We start from the raw sequence: 18,442 nt of genomic DNA, 5'->3' as shown, positions 1-18,442 counted from the left end.
TAGATGCTACAGCCAAAACGTACGAAATTCCGTAAGCAGTTCAAAGGGTCCATCAAGGGCCTTGCGAAGGGCGGGTCTGACCTGAACTTCGGTACTTACGGTCTCAAAGCAATCGAGCCTGAGCGCGTAACTGCGCGCCAGATCGAAGCTGCACGTCGTGCCATGACGCGTCACATGAAACGTCAAGGCCGCGTCTGGATCCGTATTTTCCCAGACGTACCTGTCACCTCCAAGCCTGTCGAAGTTCGTATGGGTAAAGGTAAAGGTTCCGTGGACTTTTGGGCATGCAAGGTCAAACCTGGTCGCGTGATGTTCGAAATCGACGGCGTTAACGACGACATCGCCCGCGAAGCCCTGCGCCTCGCAGCGATGAAGCTGCCGATCAAAACGCGCGTAGTTGTTCGGGAAGATTGGTAAGCGGTGCGCATGAATGCGCACCCTACGTAGGGTGCGCACTTGCTGCGCACCTTCCTTGACCGACCTATCGAGATAGAAAAGCCCCCGCTGTGATAAACAGCGGGGGCTTTTTGCTCAAGGCTCAACGTCTAATTTGATTACCGTATGGCTTTAGCTTCCTGCGGATACCAGCAGGCTCAAGATGACGATATTTTCCCTCAGAATAATAACCTCCATCAAGCGCTAAACCTGCCTTAATAATCTCCGCACCGATGTCAGTCCCATCAGGCAAATAACAGGTGCCGACCAAACGGTCATAGGAAGTGTCTCCCGTCAATTCGACACGGACAGAATGCCCTTTGCAAATCCTGACCATATTCCATTTTGATTTCTGGCCCCAAGGGCGGTCGAGCTCGGGAGCATCGATTCCAGCCAGGCGTATCTTGATCTTTCTTACAACAATGGTGTCTCCATCAATGACATGAGCAGGTCCTTCAAGCAGCATCGAGAGGGGGAAGTGAGGTGGTGCCGCGTGATCAATGCCATTAGTGCGTGTCAGATGATCCTCGTCATTGTAATCGCCCGCGCTTTGAGGCTTTTGACGTGGTCGACGCTGAGATTGGGAACGGCGCTTTTGAACAGGCCGAGTTCTACCTTTTTCGTTATCATGGCCCTGGCTATTCGCGCCATAGATGAAAAAAATGGCCACAGCAAGGATGAGGAATAGAAAGAACAGTTCCATTGAAGTCACCTTAACATGCTGATCTTGTTCAAGATGACCCAATCAAGGTAATAAGAAAAGTACAGGGTGCATTTTCATTTAGGAGAATTGCTTTTAGGGTTAAGGCTATATCCAAACTAAGCCACACCAAAGGAACCCCTCCCATGAAACAAGTTCCCAAACCCACCACCGACGACGACCTCATCAAGGAGTTCCTCAACAAGGGCGGCTCCATCAAGAAGGGCAAGACAAAGCCAATGCCCGCTGATCTTGGCCTGTCCAACAACCAGTGGGGCAACAAGATGACTAAGGAGGAGAAGGCCTTGGTCAAGGAGCAGGAAGAGGCGCGTAAGAAGTATCCAAAGCCGTAGGCGCACAACCCTTCGCCACGCGATAGACCGTTACGACCAGCTATAGTTGAACGACACCGAAATGCGGTCTTCTTCCGACATATTCATCGGCACTTCATGGCGGATGAAACTCTCCCACAGCAGGACATCACCCACCGCAGGAGCGACATAGGCAAAGGTGCGCAATTCCTCGCGCGCGTCCTTGCGACGGGCAGGGGCCGCCATCATCATCGGCAGTCGCGGGTCCTCGAACTTGATCGCAGAGGCCCCCTCGGGCATCGCGACATAGGTCGTGCCACTGATAACTGAATGCGGATGGATATGTCCCGAATGCGTACCACCTTCGGGCAGGATGTTGATCCATATATCTTCCAGCTTCAACTCACGCCCGTCCAGATCGAATTCCAGATCGGCTGCGAAGGCAGAGATATGGGCATCCAGCGCCTTGATCACGTCGGCAAAGATCGGAAAGCGCCAGCCAAGATCTGTAAGAGATGCATAGGAGGTATATCCGGGAAAATCGTTCTCTTCACACCACGCCTGTCCAGCCTCGTCATCCTCGGCAATCGAATAGCATGACGCCTCTAACTCGGCAGCGTCGATATTGCCAAGCGGTGCTTGGTACAGGCGGGTCACGAAGAGGGATTTGATATGGCTCATGCCCTCTCTTATCGCCACATTATCGCGAGTGATAGACTAGTTTTGCACAAACAACACATCGTCGATTGTAATCACATTGTCGGAGTTCAGGCGCAAAAACGCTGTATGTGCGGGCGCGGTCGCCGACGCGGCAAAATCCATTTGCAGCCCTTGCAGGATTTCGGTCTGCCGCAATTCTTCAAACCCAAAGTCGCGCGTGACAATTTGCGCACCCGTCATGACGCGGCCGTCTCCGTCTGCGCGGTTGATCTGGATGCGGAGCGTGTCTTCACGCGGGTCAAAGTCGGGCAATGCGATCATGGCATCCGATGCACTCATGTCGGTATTGGCCAGTTGCAATTGAATGTCGAACGTATCGCTGCCCTCATTCCCCAAAACATCCATCACAAAAAAGCCGCCGCTTCCGCTCTGCGAGGTGCTTGTGTTCACAATCAGGGTGTCATCCCCCGCATCGCCTGACATTCTTTTGAATATTCCGTATTGATCGGCATAACTATCCGCACGCCCCTCAAGAACATCGTTGCCTTCACCGCCGCGCATCCCATTCGTAGACCTAAGCGTATCGTCGCCGGTGCCGCCATCGGCGAATTGGGCACCCTCAAGCAGATCATCGCCCGCTTCACCATAAATGAAACCCTGAAAACCGCCGCGTATTGTATCGTTGCCATCCCCGCCACGGACTGTTGGACCTGCGGATTGTATTTCTGCCAGATCATCGCCCGCGCCAAGGTTTATGTCCCAATAGTTCCCGCTCTCTATACCCTCATTCAAAACATCATCCCCCTGTGTGCCAAAAACTTCGTTGTTCTCATTGGGCAAGAGGCTGCCCTCTCCGGGCAGGTTGATATCATCAAGGGTGATCCCCTCGGCATTGCCAAGAGCAACCGTACTGGTGCTGGCAGGGGCATCACCCAACGGCATAAATCGCAGATGCAGTAAGGTCAGGCCGCTGTCGTCGCGGGTCAATTCTGCTGTGTCCAGCGGCGGTGTGGGGAATTCGTTGGCAACGATGTCGAGCGTATCGCGTTCGGGCGTGAAATCGGTCAGGAAAATGCGCGGCACGTCGGTTAGTTCTGCATCTAAACCCACGCGATCAAAACTTTCGGTACTAAGGCGGATTTCGAAAACATCCTCACCGCTCCCACCTGTTAGTTCTTGGACTACGGTGGAGCGATCGGGTAGGCCCAACCTGTCGCTCGCCTGCAAATGATCATCGCCCGCGCCACCAAACAGACGTACTGTGCCATCTTCACGCTCATCCAGCGCAAGCTCGGAAGACAGCGTGTCATTGCCCTCTCCGCCATATGCCTCGCTCACAAAGGGGGGAACGTCCGGCTGAACGAAGTTTCCTGACTCGTCAGAAATAAAATCCGGAAATCTGTAATTATCAAAGCTCAAATCATCATCACCGCCCAGCCCGAAAAGCCGGTTAACCAGATTGTTCCCTTCCAATTGATCATCTGCATCGGACCCGACCAAAACAGTAGAGGAGGCGGGCGGGGTAGGCGGCTCCACATCAGGCGGCTCAGGACGCTCCTGCTCTGCCTCCACATCATCACTTCCACTCGAAAATGCGGTCAACAGCCCGACACCCATCAAAAGTGACAAAATACCCAGTTCCATCAATGCTCTCCTGCCGAAATTACACCCTAAGGTTGCTCCCCCTTATTGAATGGTCAAGTATCTATATTCTAAAGCACTGATATGATTTCAAATTGTGTTGAAATGACGGGTCATCAATGCGGATTGTTGATCCTATGGAAACAGAGCGCAAACATCATCAGGATTGTTTTCAATCGTTCCCGAAGTTGTGTTCCCTTGGCGTCCGCAGCCGAGCGTTACCAAGCATCACAGTAGATGGTATGGCACTCGCGCGCTTCACAAGGTAGAACCCTCGTATTCCTCCGCCTTTAGGGTTGCGTATTAGCTACTTTGGGCCTAAGTGACACCTTCATCATGAACTCCATCAGAATCATGGTCACCCTACCGGGGCCAGCTGGTGATGTTGAAAGGAAGACGGCATGAAAGCCAATGAACTACGTGACAAGACGCCGGACCAGCTCCGCGACGAGCTTGTTAACTTGAAGAAAGAAGCGTTCAACTTGCGTTTCCAACAGGCTACCGGCCAGCTGGAAAACCCTGCGCGCCTGCGTGACGTTAAGCGCGGCGCAGCACGGGTTAAAACAATTCTGAATCAAAAAGCTGCAGCCGCAGCTACAGACGCGTAAGAGGAGCCTGAGTAATGCCAAAGCGTATCCTGACAGGCACCGTAACCTCGGACGCCAACGAACAAACAGTAACCGTATCCGTAGAGCGCCGCTTTACACACCCGGTTCTGAAAAAGACCATTCGTAAGTCCAAGAAATATCGGGCGCACGATGAAGCAAACACATTCAAAGTGGGCGACCAAGTTCGCATCATCGAATGTGCACCACGTTCCAAAACCAAGCGTTGGGAAGTGTTGACTGCGGAAGCATAAGCACTCACGCATCGGACCTCACGGTTCGGTGCGTTATCCATTCCGGATAACAACTTAATCGAAACCCTAGGGATCAGGCACGCATCGCCCCCTACAGGTCGGGAGAAACCAAATGATCCAGATGCAGACCAACCTGGATGTAGCTGACAACAGCGGCGCTCGCCGTGTTCAGTGCATCAAGGTCCTGGGTGGTTCCAAGCGTAAGTACGCATCCGTAGGCGACATTATTGTCGTTTCGGTCAAGGAAGCCATTCCACGCGGCCGTGTAAAGAAGGGTGACGTCCGTAAGGCCGTTGTCGTTCGCACCGCAAAAGAAGTTCGTCGTGACGATGGCACAGCCATCCGTTTTGACCGCAACGCTGCTGTTATCTTGAATAACAACAACGAACCAGTTGGTACCCGTATCTTCGGGCCAGTTGTTCGTGAGCTGCGCGCCAAGAACTTCATGAAAATCATCTCACTCGCTCCGGAGGTGCTGTAACCATGGCTGCTAAGCTGAAAAAAGGTGACACTGTCATCGTTCTGACCGGTAAGGATAAAGGCAAAGAAGGCAAAATCGCCTCCGTTGATCCAAAATCCAACAAAGCCGTCGTTGAGGGCATCAACGTTTACGTTCGTGCCACACGCCAGACACAAGAATCACAGGGCGGTCGCATCCCCAAGTCGATGCCGATGGACCTGAGCAACCTCGCGTTTAAAGATGCCAATGGCAAAGCTTCACGCGTAGGCTTTAAAATGGACGGCGACAAAAAAGTGCGCTTTGCCAAAACCACAGGGGACGTAATCTGATGCTTGATACTGCAGCTTATACACCCCGCCTTCAGGCCGACTATAATGACCGCATTCGTGCGGCCATGAAAGAAGAGTTCGGCTACAAGAACGACATGCAAATCCCACGTCTGGACAAGATTGTTCTGAACATCGGTTGTGGCGCAGCGGCTGTCCGTGACAGCAAGAAAGCCAAATCCGCTCAGGAAGATCTGACACTGATCGCGGGCCAGAAAGCATTGACCACCATCGCCAAGAAATCCATCGCTGGTTTCCGCGTACGGGAAGAAATGCCACTGGGTGCGAAAGTAACTCTTCGTGCAGACCGCATGTATGAATTCCTTGATCGTCTGATCACAGTTGCAATGCCCCGTATCCGTGACTTCCGCGGCGTACCTGGTAAATCTTTTGATGGTAACGGCAACTATGCCATGGGCCTGAAAGAGCATCTCGTGTTCCCCGAAATCGATTTCGATAAAATCGATGAAAACTGGGGCATGGACATCGTAATCGCTACGACAGCGAAAACCGACGCTGAAGCGAAGGCAATGTTGAAGCTTTTCAACATGCCCTTCAATTCGTAAGCGGGAAGGAACCTAGATATGGCTAAGAAATCCATGATCGCTCGCGAGAAGAAGCGCGAAGCATTGGTCAAAAAATACGCCTCCAAGCGTGCGGCACTGAAAGATATTATCAGTGACCAAACAAAGCCGATGGAAGAGCGTTTTCGCGCGACCCTCGACTTGGCAAAACTGCCGCGCAACTCTTCGGCTGTGCGTTTGCACAACCGTTGCCAGCTGACCGGCCGTCCACACGCATATTACCGTAAATTGAAAATCTCGCGCATCGCGCTGCGGGATCTTGGCTCCGCAGGCCAGATCCCCGGCATGGTCAAGTCGAGCTGGTAAGGGAGCATATTAGATGACCGATCCTATCGCAGATATGCTGACACGCATCCGCAACAGCCAACTTCGCGGCAAATCCACTGTCATGACCCCAGCTTCCAAGCTGCGTGCATGGGTGTTGGACGTGCTCGCCGATGAGGGCTACATCCGAGGCTATGAAAAGATGACGGGCGCCGACGGCCACCCCGCAATCGAGATTAGCCTCAAGTATTACGAAGGCGAACCTGTTATTCGCGAGCTGAAACGGATTTCAAAACCCGGACGCCGTGTGTACATGGGCTCACAAGACATCCCAGCAGTCCGTCAGGGCTTGGGTGTGTCGATTGTCTCCACCCCACAGGGTGTGATGTCGGACGCAAACGCACGGGCGGCCAATGTTGGCGGCGAAGTGCTCTGCACCGTATTCTAAGGAGAATTTGATGTCTCGTATTGGTAAAAAAGCGGTCGATCTGCCCAGCGGCGTTACTGCCTCTGTCAGCGGCCAGACCATCGAAGTGAAAGGCCCCAAAGGGGTCCGGACCTTCTCAGCAACTGATGATGTAACGATGACTGTTGGCGACAACGACGTCACTGTTACACCACGCGGGAAGTCCAAGCGCGCGCGTCAGCAGTGGGGCATGAGCCGCACAATGATCGCGAACTTGGTCACCGGCGTCACCGAAGGTTTCAAGAAAGAGCTTGAAATTCAGGGTGTTGGTTACCGTGCTGCCATGACTGGCAACACATTGAAACTGAACCTCGGCCTGTCTCACGACGTCGATTACACACCGCCAGAAGGCGTGACTGTAACGGCTCCAAAGCAGACCGAAATCATTGTGGAAGGCATTGACGAACAACTTGTTGGTCAAGTCGCTGCGAACATTCGCGCATGGCGTAAGCCCGAGCCCTATAAGGGCAAAGGCATCCGCTATAAGGGTGAGTTCGTCTTCCGCAAAGAAGGCAAGAAGAAGTAAGGAACGCAACAGATGGCAAACAGCAAAAGACAACTGTTCATCAAACGCCGCTTGCGCGTTCGGAACAAACTTCGTCGCACGAACCGTGGGCGCATGCGCCTCTCCGTGCACCGCTCCAACAAGAACATCAGCGTACAGCTGATCGACGATGTGAACGGCGTAACACTCGCCTCCGCTTCGTCGCTTGAAAAAGCTCTTGGCGTAGTCGGCAAAAACAACGTCGAAGCGGCCACGAAAGTGGGCGTAGCAATCGCAGAACGTGCGAAAGCTGCCGGTGTTGAAACAGCCTACTTCGATCGCGGCGGTTTCCTCTTCCACGGTAAAGTGAAGGCCTTGGCCGACGCAGCCCGTGAAGGTGGTTTGAAGATCTAAGAACAGCGGTGCGCAGTAAATGCGCACCCTACCCACCACACTGTAGGGTGTGCATTTACTGCGCACCGTCGATGACCGAGGCCGCCACGCGGCACTTTGGTTGGACCACATGGGCATTAGCCCGCAGATTAAGGAGGCCAGCATGGCCAGAGATGAAAACCGTGGCGGTAACCGTCGCAACCAGCGTGATGAAGCGCCCGAATTCGCTGACCGCCTGGTCGCGATCAACCGCGTATCCAAAACTGTAAAAGGCGGTAAGCGCTTTGGTTTTGCTGCACTCGTCGTTGTCGGCGACCAAAAAGGCCGCGTAGGCTTTGGTAAAGGTAAAGCAAAAGAAGTACCTGAAGCCATCCGCAAAGCCACAGAGCAAGCCAAGCGCCAGATGATCCGCGTTCAGCTGCGCGAAGGCCGCACATTGCACCACGACATGCAGGGCCGTCACGGCGCTGGTAAAGTTGTGATGCGCACCGCACCGGAAGGTACCGGCATTATTGCTGGTGGTCCAATGCGTGCCGTGTTCGAAATGCTCGGCATCAAAGACGTTGTGTCCAAGTCGATCGGTTCACAAAACCCATACAACATGATCCGCGCCACCATGGACGGATTGAAAAAAGAACAGTCACCACGTTCCGTCGCGCAGCGTCGCGGTAAGAAAGTGGCTGACATTCTGCCAAAGCGTGACGATGCAACTGACTCGTCCACCCAAGTGGCTGAGGAAGCATAATCATGACTAAGACAATCGTAGTTAAGCAGACAGGTTCGCCTATCCGCCGCCCCGCAGACCAGCGTGCAACGCTGATCGGTCTGGGTTTGAATAAAATGCACAAAACCCGTGAGCTGGAAGACACACCTTCCGTGCGCGGCATGGTTCGTAAGATCAGCCACATGGTAGAGATCATCGAAGAAAAAGGCTAAATCAGCCGACTATCTTCTTAACAAGATTGAAAGGGCCGCCCATTGGGTGGCCCTTTTCACATGGCGGGCGTGATATCGAGAATGCGGCGGGCGCGGTCCCGCACCTCTATCCGTTTCGCCTCGTGCACCGCAAAATAATTCAGCGTCCGCATGGGATAGTCGTGGCCGTCGATAAAAGTAGATAAATCCATGGGCCGTGCATCATGGGCCAGCCTGTCAGGCACATAAATCCCGTATCCCATCTCATCGAACCATGCCCATAATATCTCTGGAGAATAACCAAGAGAATTTACGTTTTTGTCCGTACTCTCGAACATAATGGTGGGGCGATGCGTGCGAATGACCTCAGCACCTCCGCGCAGCGCACCCAGCTCCGCCCCTTCGATGTCAATTTTGATCAGGTCCGGCTTTTCGTCCCTTAGCAGGCCGTTCAGCGTTTTGACCTCAACAGAAATCGCTTCCTGTTTCCCGTCGGCCTTTTTCACAAGCGAGTTATATCCCGTGGCCTCGGGGTTCAAATAAAACTCGATCTGGCCGGGGGTCTCCGCGATCGCACAGCTATGCAGGGTGCAATAGGGGAAGCGGCGGGATAGATTGATCGCCTTCGCTGGGTCTGCTTCGACAGCAATAATACGGATACTCTTGTCCAAATGATGAACTGCCGCCAAAACCGACCCGATATGTGCCCCCAGATCAACGAACGTACCCTTGGACGGACACAATCGCGCGATCAATGTATCGGCAAGTACGGCATTGGCCCGCATAGAGGCATTTTCGGGGTTCTTGCGTGAAATGGACTTCAGGGAAAAGAAGCTGGCTGCTTGAAGAAGGAAATGTCCAACGCCCGTTCCGACGAGGTATTGTTTCATTGAAGCCACCTGTTTACGAGGAAAAATGCTATTTAGATCAGGTCGATGCGTCAAGGTACCATGGCCTCAAACCTACGGGAAGTGTCCATACTGCACTGCACGTCCCGTTAATCCAATGCGCGAGCACCGTGATCCCTATTGCCTCACCACTTTCCATCGCCTATACGCCCGACGTGTGCACGGTTGTGCGCATAAGAATCGTAACGCTGCGTCTACCCGCTCCCGTCGCTGGGGGGTATTTCCGGCAAAAGGAGAAGCGACATGAAACTTCACGAACTTTCTGATAATGCAGGCGCAACGAAACCACGCAAGCGCGTTGGCCGTGGTCCTGGTTCCGGCACCGGTAAAATGGGTGGCCGTGGTATCAAAGGTCAAAAATCCCGTTCGGGTGTGGCGATTAAGGGTTACGAAGGCGGCCAGATGCCTTTGTACCAACGTCTGCCAAAGCGCGGCTTTACCAAGCCGAACCGCAAATCCTATTCCGCGATCAACCTCGGTCTGATCCAGAAATTTGTTGACGCAGGCAAGATCGACATCAAAGCAGTGATCACCGAAGATCTGCTGGTCGCATCAGGTGTGGTACGTCGCAAGCGCGATGGCATCCGTATCCTTGCAAAAGGTGACGTGACATCCAAGCTGAACCTCGACGTAACTGGCGCATCCAAATCCGCCATCGAAGCTGTTGAAAAAGCAGGCGGTAGCCTGAAGATCAAAGCAGCGGCAGTAGCGGCAGAAGCCTCCGAATAAGCCTTCGGTCTTGTGAGCGACGGCCAAGCCGCTTACATAAAGCTTTAAGTTTTCCCAAACGCCGCCCACCGGAGAACGGTTCGGGCGGCGTTTCGATTTAAAAAAAGAGAGCCCTCACATGGTATCTGCCGTCGAGAATATGGCCGCCAATTCAAGCTGGTCCGCCTTTGGTAAGGCGACCGACTTGCGCCACCGCATCCTGTTTACGCTTGGTTTGCTCATCGTTTACCGTCTGGGGACGTTTATTCCAGTGCCTGGTATCGACGGTGGCGCGCTGCGCGAATTTATGGAGCAGGCAGGCCAAGGCATCGGCGGCATGGTCTCGATGTTCACAGGTGGCGCTCTGGGCCGCATGGGTATCTTCGCTCTGGGCATCATGCCCTACATCTCGGCCTCGATTATTGTGCAGCTTTTGACGTCCATGGTGCCGTCGCTGGAGCAGCTCAAAAAAGAGGGTGAACAGGGCCGCAAAAAGATCAACCAGTACACCCGCTGGGGCACCGTGGCCCTTGCCACAGTGCAGTCTTACGGTCTGGCCGTCTCGCTGGAGGCCGGCGATATCGCCGCTGATCCGGGCTGGTATTTCCGCGTTGCCTGTATGATCACGCTTGTTGGTGGTACAATGTTCCTGATGTGGCTCGGTGAGCAAATCACCGCACGCGGCATTGGTAACGGCATCTCGCTCATCATCTTCGTCGGCATCATCGCCGAAGTTCCTGCGGCCATCGCACAATTCTTTGCCTCAGGCCGTTCGGGCGCAATCTCTCCCGCTGTGATCGTGGCCGTATTGGTAATGGTGATCGCAACCATCATGTTTGTGGTCTTTATGGAGCGCGCCCTGCGTAAGCTCCACATTCAGTACCCGCGCCGTCAGGTCGGCATGAAGGTCTATGACGGTGGCTCCAGCCACTTGCCGATCAAAGTAAACCCAGCCGGTGTTATCCCCGCGATCTTCGCCAGCTCCTTGCTGCTGTTGCCCGTCACGATCAGCACCTTCTCTGGCAACTCGACAAATCCCGTGATGTCATGGTTGCTCGCCAACTTCGGACCGGGTCAGCCGCTCTATCTGTTGTTCTTTATTGCGATGATCGTCTTTTTTGCGTATTTCTATACGTTCAACGTTGCGTTCAAACCCGATGACGTTGCCGACAATCTTAAGAACCAGAACGGCTTTGTCCCTGGCATCCGCCCCGGTAAAAAGACCGCTGAATACCTTGAGTATGTGGTCAACCGTGTGCTGGTCTTGGGTTCTGCCTATCTGGCGGCGGTCTGTATTCTGCCCGAAATTTTGCGCGGTCAGTTTGCGATCCCGTTCTATTTCGGCGGCACGTCGGTTCTGATTGTGGTTTCCGTGACAATGGATACGATCCAACAAGTACAAAGCCACCTGTTGGCACATCAATATGAAGGTCTGCTGGAGAAGTCGCAGCTGCGCGGCAAATCTGGCAAAGGACGCAAAAAACGGAGCCCAGCACGCAAATGAATATTATCCTTCTTGGACCCCCAGGGGCAGGCAAAGGCACACAAGCGCAAAAGCTGGTCGAGGACCGCAACATGATTCAGTTGTCCACGGGTGACATGCTGCGCGCTGCACGCACATCCGGAACCGAGATGGGTAATAAAGTTGCCGCTGTTATGGATGCAGGCAATCTGGTCACAGACGAGATTGTGATCGGCCTGATCCGCGAACAGCTTGAGGCGGGCGGAGACCATGGCGGATTTATCTTTGACGGCTTCCCTCGTACGCTGCCGCAGGCCGACGCACTTGGTGACCTTCTGACAGAGATGGGTCAGTCTCTTGACTGCGCGATTGAGTTGCAAGTGAATGATGAAATTCTTGTGGAGCGTATCCTCGGGCGTGCGGCCGATGCCGTCGCTGCTGGTGGCACCGCGCGTGCAGACGACAATGAGGAAAGCCTGAAGACTCGTCTCATGGCCTACTACAAACAGACCTCCCCGCTGATTGGTTATTACTACGCCAAGGGTATGCTGAACTCTGTTGATGGGCTGGGCAGCATGGAAGCAGTCCAATCCGAGATCGCAACAGTCCTCGACGCCTAATCGTGCTATAACTGCATATTAAACGCGGGTCGGAATTTTTAAAAATTCCGGTCCGTTTTTTTTCAAAAAGCGGCCAAGGCATCCACGCCTGTTAATTGCCTTTTGCGGGGGTCTGCTGCCTTGACGCTCTGGTAAAAACGCCATAGTCAGCGCTATCTCGCAAGAGAATCATTTTGTGGAACTGGGTCGCTCCCGAACTGCAAAGCTACCTAATCAGCTGTAGCCCGTTGGCCTAATCGCCTCGGGCTTACGTTGTGAAAAAAGGGTCCGGTATGACGGACCCGCAACGAAAAGGAATTGCACACGTGGCACGTATTGCCGGCGTAAACATCCCGACTGCAAAGCGGGTTCCAATCGCCCTCACATATATCACCGGTATCGGTAACTCTTCTGCAGAATTGATCTGCGAAGCTGTTGGTATCGATCGCACACGCCGTATCAACGAGCTGTCCGACGCCGAAATCCTGAAAATCCGCGAGCATATCGACGAAAACTTTACCGTCGAAGGTGACCTGCGCCGTGACACACAGATGAACATCAAACGTTTGATGGATCTGGGCTGCTACCGTGGCCTGCGCCACCGTCGTAACTTGCCTGTACGCGGTCAGCGGACACACACCAACGCACGCACGCGCAAAGGCCCTGCAAAGGCCATTGCCGGTAAGAAGAAATAAGGGAGGGCTCAGCTAATGGCACGCGAAGCAAAACGCACCAAAAAGAAGGTCTCCAAAAACATCGCAGCTGGTGTTGCGCATGTGAACTCTTCTTTCAACAACACAAAAATCCTCATCTCCGATGTGCAGGGCAATGCGATTGCATGGTCCTCCGCAGGCACTATGGGCTTCAAAGGGTCGCGTAAATCAACGCCCTATGCTGCTCAGATGGCTGCCGAAGATGCAGGCAAAAAAGCACAAGACCACGGCGTGAAAACGCTCGAAGTTGAAGTGCAGGGCGCAGGTTCGGGCCGTGAGAGTGCATTGCGCGCTCTGGCCGCTGCCGGTTTCAACATCACATCAATCCGTGACGTGACACCGATGGCCCACAACGGCTGCCGTCCACCAAAGCGCCGCCGCGTCTAAGCGACGATTGTTTTACTCGGGGTTCGCGCTTTTGGGCGCGGACCTCTTTCGACTTTCTGAAACCTCGGGAGTTTGCTCCGGACGGACATACGGACGCGAACAAGAATGGAGGGACTAATGATCCACAAAAATTGGGCCGAACTCATCAAGCCAACACAGCTTGACGTAAAACCCGGCAACGATCCTGCACGTCAGGCCACAGTGATTGCAGAACCGCTCGAGCGCGGCTTTGGTCTCACAATGGGCAACGCGCTGCGTCGTGTATTGATGAGCTCGCTTCAGGGCGCTGCCATCACATCTGTACAAATTGACAATGTTTTGCACGAGTTTTCCTCCGTTGCAGGCGTGCGTGAAGATGTCACCGACATCATCCTGAACCTCAAAGGTGTCTCTATCCGCATGGAAGTCGAAGGGCCAAAGCGCCTGTCGATCTCCGCGAAAGGCCCCGGCGTTGTGACGGCTGGCGATATCAGCGAATCCGCTGGCATCGAAATCCTGAACCGCGACCATGTGATCTGCCACCTCGACGATGGTGCAGACATCTACATGGAGCTGATGGTCAACACGGGCAAAGGCTACGTTTCTGCCGACAAGAACAAGCCGGAAGATGCGCCAATCGGTCTTATCCCGATCGACGCGATCTACTCGCCTGTGAAAAAAGTTAGCTACGACGTACAGCCGACCCGTGAGGGCCAAGTGCTGGACTATGACAAGTTGACAATGAAGGTCGAAACCGACGGCTCCCTGACGCCCGATGATGCCGTGGCGTTTGCCGCACGCATCTTGCAGGACCAGTTGGGCATCTTCGTCAACTTCGACGAGCCAGAGTCTGCTTCACGTCAGGACGACGATGACGGCCTTGAGTTCAACCCGCTTCTGCTGAAGAAAGTGGACGAACTGGAACTGTCTGTACGCTCCGCGAACTGTCTAAAGAACGACAATATCGTATATATTGGCGATCTGATCCAGAAGACCGAAGCCGAAATGCTTCGCACTCCGAACTTTGGCCGCAAATCCTTGAACGAGATCAAGGAAGTGTTGTCAGGCATGGGTCTGCACCTCGGTATGGACGTCGAAGACTGGCCACCAGAGAACATTGAAGATCTGGCCAAGAAGTTTGAAGACAACTTCTAAAGTATTCGGGCGGGGCGAAAGTTCCGCCCAAATAAACGACTGGGCATACTGCCCCAAGGAGAGTTGGCGCTACGCACGTCAGCCAGACAAAGTAAAACCGCCCGTAGAGGGCATATCTATTGGAGACTTAACATGCGTCACGCACGTGGATACCGCCGTCTTAATCGCACACATGAGCACCGCAAGGCGCTCTGGGCCAACATGGCCGGCTCGCTGATCGAGCATGAGCAGATCAAGACAACATTGCCAAAAGCAAAAGAATTGCGTCCGATCATCGAAAAGATGATCACGCTCGCCAAACGTGGCGACTTGCACGCCCGCCGTCAGGCCCGCGCGCGCCTTAAAGAAGACCAGTATGTCACAAAATTGTTCGACATCCTCGGCCCCCGCTACAAAGACCGCCAAGGTGGTTATGTGCGCGTGCTCAAGGCTGGCTTCCGCTATGGTGACATGGCGCCAATGGCCATCATCGAATTTGTGGACCGCGACCGTGACGCCAAAGGCGCCGCAGACAAAGCCCGCGTTGCAGCAGAAGACGCCGCTGAATAAATTTTGTTACATTTCTAAGAATAAAGCCCTGCCATTTGGCGGGGCTTTTTTTGTGTGCTCAAGATGTCGGATTACAATCTGAAATGGCATTGCTTATTGACTGTTCTAAGTTGCCTCGATGTGGTGCCACATCTCGCCCTCGCCAAAGGATCAGAACCTGAGGAGCGGGAAAGGTCACATGTGTGGTGCCGCCATTGCGGAGCGATGGGGTAGCTTTCTTCCGCTTGATCTTCGAGCGGGCAATCATATGCGTTGCAAGCGCTTGAACCACCCGAGTTTTGCCCTCTTGTGCGGTTAACGTGATGCTTGATGACGGCTTTTCCGGATGATTGGTTGCGTCCAGCATGGTTGACGTGCGCTTCGCGCCGTCGCTTAGTGGGTAAAGTGCGGTAACATCAAACAACGAAGCCCCGCGCAAAAGGGATTCTAGTTTCTTCCCGTAATACTCGCGATCCATCATTTTGTTTCTCCCATTGCGTCTCGGTCAGGATACAGTTTTGAATTGTCACGCGATGCACAAAACGAGGCCCGTCAAGAACCCCGTATTTCGCCACGTCCGCAAAAGCCGTCTCACTGACACAGGCTGCCAGTAGGCCGAAGCATGCGGCTAATGATATATTTCTAGGAGGGTTTCTTATTTCGAGACTTTCTCTTTGCACAGTTATGTATCGCATAAGAGCTATAAGGATCGTCCATGTTTGATATCAATTTGGTTCAGGCACGGGGTTGCAAGCGGCAAGGCAGCCCCGCATATCTAGAGGATGAAAACACTCATTCTTATCGCTATGTTAGTCGCTGGTGTTGCCAGTGCCCAACAGATTCCACAATCCCAAGCGCAGGTGCAGCTCAGTTTTGTCCCTGTTGTTAAACAGGCTGCACCTGCAGTTGTGAACATCTACGCCAAGATTGTTCGGGAGGTACGGCAGACGCCTTTGCAGTCAGATCCGTTTTTCGAGCGGTTTTTTCGCGACCCGCTCGCAGATCCCAAGCCGCGTGTGCAAAACTCGCTTGGATCGGGGGTGATCCTGTCAACGGACGGCATTGTCGTGAGCAATTATCATGTCGTTGGTATGGCCACTGATATTCGCGTCGTCCTGAATGATCGTCGGGAATTCAGCGCCCGTGTATTGCTGGGGGATGAAGAAAGCGATCTTGCAATCCTCAAGATTGATGCGCCAGAACCGTTGCCATATCTGCCGCTCCGCGCAAGCGACACAGTTGAGGTGGGAGAGCTGGCTTTGGCCATCGGGAACCCTTTCGGAGTAGGTCAAACAGTAAGCAGTGGAATTGTCTCGGGGCTGGCGCGTTCAGGTGGCTCGGCCGGTCGGGGGCGAGGGTATTTTATTCAAACCGATGCGCCGATTAATCCGGGTAATTCGGGTGGCGCGCTTGTTGATATGAATGGACAGTTGATTGGTGTGAATACGTCAATCCTGACGCGTTCAGGTGGCTCGAACGGTATCGGCTTTGCCATTCCCGCTGATCTTGTAGCTGCCTTTGTGGCGCAGTCCCAAGACGGGATGACAGAGTTTGGCCGACCTTGGGCAGGCATTAACGGTCAACCATTGGATTCAGATATGGCGGCGACCTTGGGTTTTGACCGCTCGGGCGGGATCATCATTTCGGGTCTGCATCCCGTAAGTCCATTCTTGGAGGCCAGTCTGAAAGTTGGTGATGTGATCCTGAGCGTTGGAGGCCAGCAGGTAAACACCCCGTCAGAGATGATTTACCGCATGAGCGTTGTAGGGCTCGGGGCGCGGGCTGATGTGACATTTAACTCAAACGGTGTTGAGCAAAGAACAAAGGTGGCATTGATCGCAGCGCCAGAAGTTCCGACACGTGACCAGACCACGCTGCCCCGCGGCAGTCTCTTGCCGGAATTGACTCTGGCGCGGATCAATCCGGCCGTTCTTTCGGAGTTGAATCTACCGCTTGAGATTGAAGGTGTCGCGGTGATGGATGTCGGGCGCTTTGCCGGCCGAACGGGGTTACGGACCGGGGATGTAATCACTGAGTTGAATGGTGTGCCGCTGACCCATCCGGAGGAGGCGTTGGCGATCCTAGCAGGTGGTGTCCGCGGTATCGAGATGGTGGTCCAGCGCGGCGCGCGGCGCATTGCAATCCGGTTCAGGAGATAAGAATGGCTGATCTGTTTGGCGCATCGGCTGTCAAAATGGAAAGCGGTAATCGTCCGTTGGCAGACCGCTTGCGACCCAAGGCGTTGGGCGAAGTGATAGGGCAATCCCAAATTCTGGGACCAGACGCGCCGCTGACTGTTATGCTTGGGTCTGGGACGCTGGGATCGCTGATTTTCTGGGGACCACCGGGCGTGGGCAAAACGACGATTGCACGACTGCTCGCTGATGAAACTGATCTGCATTTTGTCCAAATCAGTGCGATTTTCAGCGGTGTGCCAGAATTGCGCCGTGTCTTTGAGGCCGCGAAGATCCGACGCCAAAATGGGCAGGGCACGCTGCTGTTTGTGGATGAAATCCACCGCTTTAACAAAGCACAGCAGGACGGGTTTCTGCCGCATATGGAGGATGGAACCATCCTGCTGGTGGGGGCCACAACCGAGAATCCAAGCTTTGAGTTGAACCGCGCTGTATTGAGCCGCTCTCAAGTTCTGGTGCTGGAGCGGTTGGATCAGGATGATCTGAAAAAGCTGATGACCCGCGCTGAAGAGGAATTGAAAGTTGAATTGCCACTGGATGCTTCCGCACGGCAGGCTTTGTTGGATATGGCGGACGGCGACGGGAGGGCGTTGCTTAATCTGATCGAGCAGGTTGCTGCGTGGAAAGTGGACGCGCCGCTGGATACTGCGGCGCTTGGTAAGCGGCTGAGCAAGCGTGCCGCGCAATATGACAAGGGCGGGGACGAGCACTACAACCTGATCTCGGCGTTGCATAAATCGGTGCGGGGCAGTGACCCTGACGCAGCACTCTATTGGTTTGCGCGGATGTTGGAGGGAGGCGAAGACCCGCGCTTCCTTGCCCGTCGCATCGTGCGCATGGCAGTTGAGGATATCGGGCTGGCCGATCCCCAAGCGCAGGCGGTTTGCTTGCAGTCATGGGACACGTATGAACGCCTTGGCTCTCCCGAGGGGGAGTTGGCCCTGTCGCAGGCGGTGATTTATCTGGCCCTCGCACCCAAGAGCAACGCGAATTACGTAGCCTACAAAGGGGCACGTAACGCGGCGAAGGCGACTGGATCATCACCGCCGCCGAAACATATCCTGAACGCGGCTACGGGCATGATGAAAGATATGGGCTACGGAAAAGACTATGCCTATGATCATAATGCCGAAGACGGATTTTCAGGTCAAAACTACTTTCCCGAAGGGATGGAGCGGCCAGCGCTTTACCAGCCTGTCGAGCGCGGCTTCGAGCGGGATTTGAAGAAGCGGCTAGAGTATTTTGCAAAGCTGCGTGCACAGCGGGAAAGCTGACACACAGTTGACTCTGGCCCCTGTGCGGGCGATGGG

General features: G+C 54.1%; 27 protein-coding genes. 22 read left to right on the top strand and 5 right to left on the bottom strand.

Annotated features, from left to right (window positions below):
• The first annotated feature begins 3 nt into the window (after positions 1–3).
• Positions 4–417: a 50S ribosomal protein L16 gene (rplP, locus tag Q0775_RS05045; RefSeq protein WP_025045935.1), complete on the top strand. Its 414-nt coding sequence runs from the start codon at positions 4–6 to the stop codon at positions 415–417.
• Positions 418–538: 121 nt separating this feature from the next.
• On the opposite strand, the gene Q0775_RS05040 is transcribed toward rplP, so the two are convergent.
• Positions 539–1,138: a thermonuclease family protein gene (locus Q0775_RS05040; RefSeq protein ID WP_298858268.1), complete on the bottom strand. Its 600-nt coding sequence runs from the start codon at positions 1,136–1,138 to the stop codon at positions 539–541.
• A 143-nt stretch (positions 1,139–1,281) separates the two neighbouring features.
• On the opposite strand from Q0775_RS05040, the gene Q0775_RS05035 reads away from it, so the two are divergent.
• The gene (locus Q0775_RS05035) at positions 1,282–1,488 is read left to right on the top strand and encodes a hypothetical protein (RefSeq protein ID WP_298858267.1); all 207 of its coding nucleotides are present in this window, start codon (positions 1,282–1,284) and stop codon (positions 1,486–1,488) included.
• Between the two features lie 30 nt (positions 1,489–1,518).
• Here the strand turns inward: Q0775_RS05035 and Q0775_RS05030 are convergent, their stop codons facing one another.
• Positions 1,519–2,127 carry a 2OG-Fe(II) oxygenase family protein gene (locus Q0775_RS05030; protein ID WP_298858266.1) on the bottom strand — a complete coding sequence of 203 codons (609 nt, stop codon included), beginning with the start codon at positions 2,125–2,127 and terminating at the stop codon, positions 1,519–1,521.
• Positions 2,128–2,163: 36 nt separating this feature from the next.
• Positions 2,164–3,750: a hypothetical protein gene (locus tag Q0775_RS05025; RefSeq protein ID WP_298858265.1), complete on the bottom strand. Its 1,587-nt coding sequence runs from the start codon at positions 3,748–3,750 to the stop codon at positions 2,164–2,166.
• A 398-nt stretch (positions 3,751–4,148) separates the two neighbouring features.
• Between Q0775_RS05025 and rpmC the strand changes: the two genes are divergently transcribed.
• From rpmC to rpmD, 11 genes are all read left to right on the top strand, one after another.
• On the top strand, positions 4,149–4,355 hold the full coding sequence (rpmC, locus tag Q0775_RS05020) for a 50S ribosomal protein L29 (RefSeq protein ID WP_298858264.1): 207 nt from the start codon (positions 4,149–4,151) through the stop codon (positions 4,353–4,355).
• Positions 4,356–4,369: 14 nt separating this feature from the next.
• A complete protein-coding gene (gene rpsQ / locus Q0775_RS05015) occupies positions 4,370–4,606 on the top strand; it encodes a 30S ribosomal protein S17 (protein ID WP_298858263.1) in 237 nt (78 codons plus the stop codon).
• A gap of 112 nt (positions 4,607–4,718) precedes the next feature.
• Positions 4,719–5,087: a 50S ribosomal protein L14 gene (gene rplN / locus Q0775_RS05010; protein ID WP_007118848.1), complete on the top strand. Its 369-nt coding sequence runs from the start codon at positions 4,719–4,721 to the stop codon at positions 5,085–5,087.
• A 2-nt stretch (positions 5,088–5,089) separates the two neighbouring features.
• Entirely contained in the window at positions 5,090–5,395 is a 306-nt protein-coding gene (rplX, locus tag Q0775_RS05005; RefSeq protein WP_298858262.1) for a 50S ribosomal protein L24, read from the top strand.
• On the top strand, positions 5,395–5,958 hold the full coding sequence (gene rplE, locus Q0775_RS05000) for a 50S ribosomal protein L5 (RefSeq protein WP_298858261.1): 564 nt from the start codon (positions 5,395–5,397) through the stop codon (positions 5,956–5,958). Before rplX ends, rplE begins: the two co-directional genes overlap by 1 nt.
• Before the next feature lie 18 nt (positions 5,959–5,976).
• Positions 5,977–6,282: a 30S ribosomal protein S14 gene (gene rpsN, locus Q0775_RS04995; protein ID WP_298858260.1), complete on the top strand. Its 306-nt coding sequence runs from the start codon at positions 5,977–5,979 to the stop codon at positions 6,280–6,282.
• Between the two features lie 13 nt (positions 6,283–6,295).
• Positions 6,296–6,688, top strand: coding sequence for a 30S ribosomal protein S8 (rpsH, locus tag Q0775_RS04990; protein ID WP_298858259.1), 393 nt, complete (start codon positions 6,296–6,298; stop codon positions 6,686–6,688).
• Positions 6,689–6,698: 10 nt separating this feature from the next.
• Complete coding sequence (gene rplF / locus Q0775_RS04985; RefSeq protein WP_298858258.1) at positions 6,699–7,232, top strand: 50S ribosomal protein L6; 534 nt, start codon at positions 6,699–6,701, stop codon at positions 7,230–7,232.
• Between the two features lie 12 nt (positions 7,233–7,244).
• Positions 7,245–7,604, top strand: coding sequence for a 50S ribosomal protein L18 (gene rplR / locus Q0775_RS04980; RefSeq protein WP_298858257.1), 360 nt, complete (start codon positions 7,245–7,247; stop codon positions 7,602–7,604).
• A 142-nt stretch (positions 7,605–7,746) separates the two neighbouring features.
• Complete coding sequence (gene rpsE, locus Q0775_RS04975) at positions 7,747–8,328, top strand: 30S ribosomal protein S5 (RefSeq protein ID WP_298858256.1); 582 nt, start codon at positions 7,747–7,749, stop codon at positions 8,326–8,328.
• A gap of 2 nt (positions 8,329–8,330) precedes the next feature.
• Positions 8,331–8,519: a 50S ribosomal protein L30 gene (rpmD, locus tag Q0775_RS04970; protein ID WP_298858255.1), complete on the top strand. Its 189-nt coding sequence runs from the start codon at positions 8,331–8,333 to the stop codon at positions 8,517–8,519.
• A 56-nt stretch (positions 8,520–8,575) separates the two neighbouring features.
• On the opposite strand, the gene Q0775_RS04965 is transcribed toward rpmD, so the two are convergent.
• Positions 8,576–9,388 (bottom strand): FkbM family methyltransferase, encoded by an 813-nt coding sequence (locus Q0775_RS04965; protein ID WP_298858254.1) that lies wholly within the window; start codon positions 9,386–9,388, stop codon positions 8,576–8,578.
• 261 nt (positions 9,389–9,649) lie between these two features.
• Between Q0775_RS04965 and rplO the strand changes: the two genes are divergently transcribed.
• The 7 genes from rplO (at position 9,650) to rplQ (ending at position 14,958) form a co-directional block, all read left to right on the top strand.
• Positions 9,650–10,135, top strand: a complete 486-nt coding sequence (gene rplO / locus Q0775_RS04960) for a 50S ribosomal protein L15 (RefSeq protein WP_298858253.1) — start codon at positions 9,650–9,652, stop codon at positions 10,133–10,135.
• A gap of 118 nt (positions 10,136–10,253) precedes the next feature.
• Entirely contained in the window at positions 10,254–11,618 is a 1,365-nt protein-coding gene (gene secY / locus Q0775_RS04955) for a preprotein translocase subunit SecY (RefSeq protein WP_298858252.1), read from the top strand.
• Positions 11,615–12,196: an adenylate kinase gene (locus Q0775_RS04950; RefSeq protein ID WP_298858251.1), complete on the top strand. Its 582-nt coding sequence runs from the start codon at positions 11,615–11,617 to the stop codon at positions 12,194–12,196. The genes secY and Q0775_RS04950 overlap by 4 nt, the downstream gene beginning before the upstream one ends.
• Positions 12,197–12,501: 305 nt before the next feature.
• Positions 12,502–12,870 (top strand): 30S ribosomal protein S13, encoded by a 369-nt coding sequence (gene rpsM, locus Q0775_RS04945; protein ID WP_298858250.1) that lies wholly within the window; start codon positions 12,502–12,504, stop codon positions 12,868–12,870.
• 15 nt (positions 12,871–12,885) lie between these two features.
• Positions 12,886–13,275: a 30S ribosomal protein S11 gene (rpsK, locus tag Q0775_RS04940; protein WP_025063419.1), complete on the top strand. Its 390-nt coding sequence runs from the start codon at positions 12,886–12,888 to the stop codon at positions 13,273–13,275.
• 117 nt (positions 13,276–13,392) lie between these two features.
• Positions 13,393–14,409, top strand: coding sequence for a DNA-directed RNA polymerase subunit alpha (locus Q0775_RS04935; RefSeq protein ID WP_267167321.1), 1,017 nt, complete (start codon positions 13,393–13,395; stop codon positions 14,407–14,409).
• A gap of 132 nt (positions 14,410–14,541) precedes the next feature.
• Positions 14,542–14,958 carry a 50S ribosomal protein L17 gene (gene rplQ / locus Q0775_RS04930; protein ID WP_298858249.1) on the top strand — a complete coding sequence of 139 codons (417 nt, stop codon included), beginning with the start codon at positions 14,542–14,544 and terminating at the stop codon, positions 14,956–14,958.
• A 58-nt stretch (positions 14,959–15,016) separates the two neighbouring features.
• Here the strand turns inward: rplQ and Q0775_RS04925 are convergent, their stop codons facing one another.
• The gene (locus Q0775_RS04925; protein WP_298858248.1) at positions 15,017–15,418 is read right to left on the bottom strand and encodes a hypothetical protein; all 402 of its coding nucleotides are present in this window, start codon (positions 15,416–15,418) and stop codon (positions 15,017–15,019) included.
• A 301-nt stretch (positions 15,419–15,719) separates the two neighbouring features.
• Between Q0775_RS04925 and Q0775_RS04920 the strand changes: the two genes are divergently transcribed.
• Together Q0775_RS04920 and Q0775_RS04915 are read left to right on the top strand one after the other, a co-directional pair.
• Entirely contained in the window at positions 15,720–17,096 is a 1,377-nt protein-coding gene (locus Q0775_RS04920; protein ID WP_298858247.1) for a trypsin-like peptidase domain-containing protein, read from the top strand.
• A 2-nt stretch (positions 17,097–17,098) separates the two neighbouring features.
• Positions 17,099–18,406: a replication-associated recombination protein A gene (locus tag Q0775_RS04915; RefSeq protein WP_298858246.1), complete on the top strand. Its 1,308-nt coding sequence runs from the start codon at positions 17,099–17,101 to the stop codon at positions 18,404–18,406.
• Positions 18,407–18,442 lie beyond the last annotated feature (36 nt).

Source organism: uncultured Sulfitobacter sp., assembly GCF_947499945.1.
Classification (GTDB): Bacteria; Pseudomonadota; Alphaproteobacteria; order Rhodobacterales; family Rhodobacteraceae; genus Sulfitobacter.
This window is presented reverse-complemented; position numbering and strand designations above follow the sequence as displayed.

What these genes read in the sequence shown, in the direction of transcription:
- rplP (WP_025045935.1), top strand. Translation starts at nt 4, where the DNA reads ATGCTACAGCCAAAACGTACGAAATTCCGTAAGCAGTTCAAAGGGTCC.
- Q0775_RS05040 (WP_298858268.1), bottom strand. Translation starts at nt 1,138, where the DNA reads ATGGAACTGTTCTTTCTATTCCTCATCCTTGCTGTGGCCATTTTTTTC.
- Q0775_RS05035 (WP_298858267.1), top strand. Translation starts at nt 1,282, where the DNA reads ATGAAACAAGTTCCCAAACCCACCACCGACGACGACCTCATCAAGGAG.
- Q0775_RS05030 (WP_298858266.1), bottom strand. Translation starts at nt 2,127, where the DNA reads ATGAGCCATATCAAATCCCTCTTCGTGACCCGCCTGTACCAAGCACCG.
- Q0775_RS05025 (WP_298858265.1), bottom strand. Translation starts at nt 3,750, where the DNA reads ATGGAACTGGGTATTTTGTCACTTTTGATGGGTGTCGGGCTGTTGACC.
- rpmC (WP_298858264.1), top strand. Translation starts at nt 4,149, where the DNA reads ATGAAAGCCAATGAACTACGTGACAAGACGCCGGACCAGCTCCGCGAC.
- rpsQ (WP_298858263.1), top strand. Translation starts at nt 4,370, where the DNA reads ATGCCAAAGCGTATCCTGACAGGCACCGTAACCTCGGACGCCAACGAA.
- rplN (WP_007118848.1), top strand. Translation starts at nt 4,719, where the DNA reads ATGATCCAGATGCAGACCAACCTGGATGTAGCTGACAACAGCGGCGCT.
- rplX (WP_298858262.1), top strand. Translation starts at nt 5,090, where the DNA reads ATGGCTGCTAAGCTGAAAAAAGGTGACACTGTCATCGTTCTGACCGGT.
- rplE (WP_298858261.1), top strand. Translation starts at nt 5,395, where the DNA reads ATGCTTGATACTGCAGCTTATACACCCCGCCTTCAGGCCGACTATAAT.
- rpsN (WP_298858260.1), top strand. Translation starts at nt 5,977, where the DNA reads ATGGCTAAGAAATCCATGATCGCTCGCGAGAAGAAGCGCGAAGCATTG.
- rpsH (WP_298858259.1), top strand. Translation starts at nt 6,296, where the DNA reads ATGACCGATCCTATCGCAGATATGCTGACACGCATCCGCAACAGCCAA.
- rplF (WP_298858258.1), top strand. Translation starts at nt 6,699, where the DNA reads ATGTCTCGTATTGGTAAAAAAGCGGTCGATCTGCCCAGCGGCGTTACT.
- rplR (WP_298858257.1), top strand. Translation starts at nt 7,245, where the DNA reads ATGGCAAACAGCAAAAGACAACTGTTCATCAAACGCCGCTTGCGCGTT.
- rpsE (WP_298858256.1), top strand. Translation starts at nt 7,747, where the DNA reads ATGGCCAGAGATGAAAACCGTGGCGGTAACCGTCGCAACCAGCGTGAT.
- rpmD (WP_298858255.1), top strand. Translation starts at nt 8,331, where the DNA reads ATGACTAAGACAATCGTAGTTAAGCAGACAGGTTCGCCTATCCGCCGC.
- Q0775_RS04965 (WP_298858254.1), bottom strand. Translation starts at nt 9,388, where the DNA reads ATGAAACAATACCTCGTCGGAACGGGCGTTGGACATTTCCTTCTTCAA.
- rplO (WP_298858253.1), top strand. Translation starts at nt 9,650, where the DNA reads ATGAAACTTCACGAACTTTCTGATAATGCAGGCGCAACGAAACCACGC.
- secY (WP_298858252.1), top strand. Translation starts at nt 10,254, where the DNA reads ATGGTATCTGCCGTCGAGAATATGGCCGCCAATTCAAGCTGGTCCGCC.
- Q0775_RS04950 (WP_298858251.1), top strand. Translation starts at nt 11,615, where the DNA reads ATGAATATTATCCTTCTTGGACCCCCAGGGGCAGGCAAAGGCACACAA.
- rpsK (WP_025063419.1), top strand. Translation starts at nt 12,886, where the DNA reads ATGGCACGCGAAGCAAAACGCACCAAAAAGAAGGTCTCCAAAAACATC.
- Q0775_RS04935 (WP_267167321.1), top strand. Translation starts at nt 13,393, where the DNA reads ATGATCCACAAAAATTGGGCCGAACTCATCAAGCCAACACAGCTTGAC.
- rplQ (WP_298858249.1), top strand. Translation starts at nt 14,542, where the DNA reads ATGCGTCACGCACGTGGATACCGCCGTCTTAATCGCACACATGAGCAC.
- Q0775_RS04925 (WP_298858248.1), bottom strand. Translation starts at nt 15,418, where the DNA reads ATGATGGATCGCGAGTATTACGGGAAGAAACTAGAATCCCTTTTGCGC.
- Q0775_RS04920 (WP_298858247.1), top strand. Translation starts at nt 15,720, where the DNA reads ATGAAAACACTCATTCTTATCGCTATGTTAGTCGCTGGTGTTGCCAGT.
- Q0775_RS04915 (WP_298858246.1), top strand. Translation starts at nt 17,099, where the DNA reads ATGGCTGATCTGTTTGGCGCATCGGCTGTCAAAATGGAAAGCGGTAAT.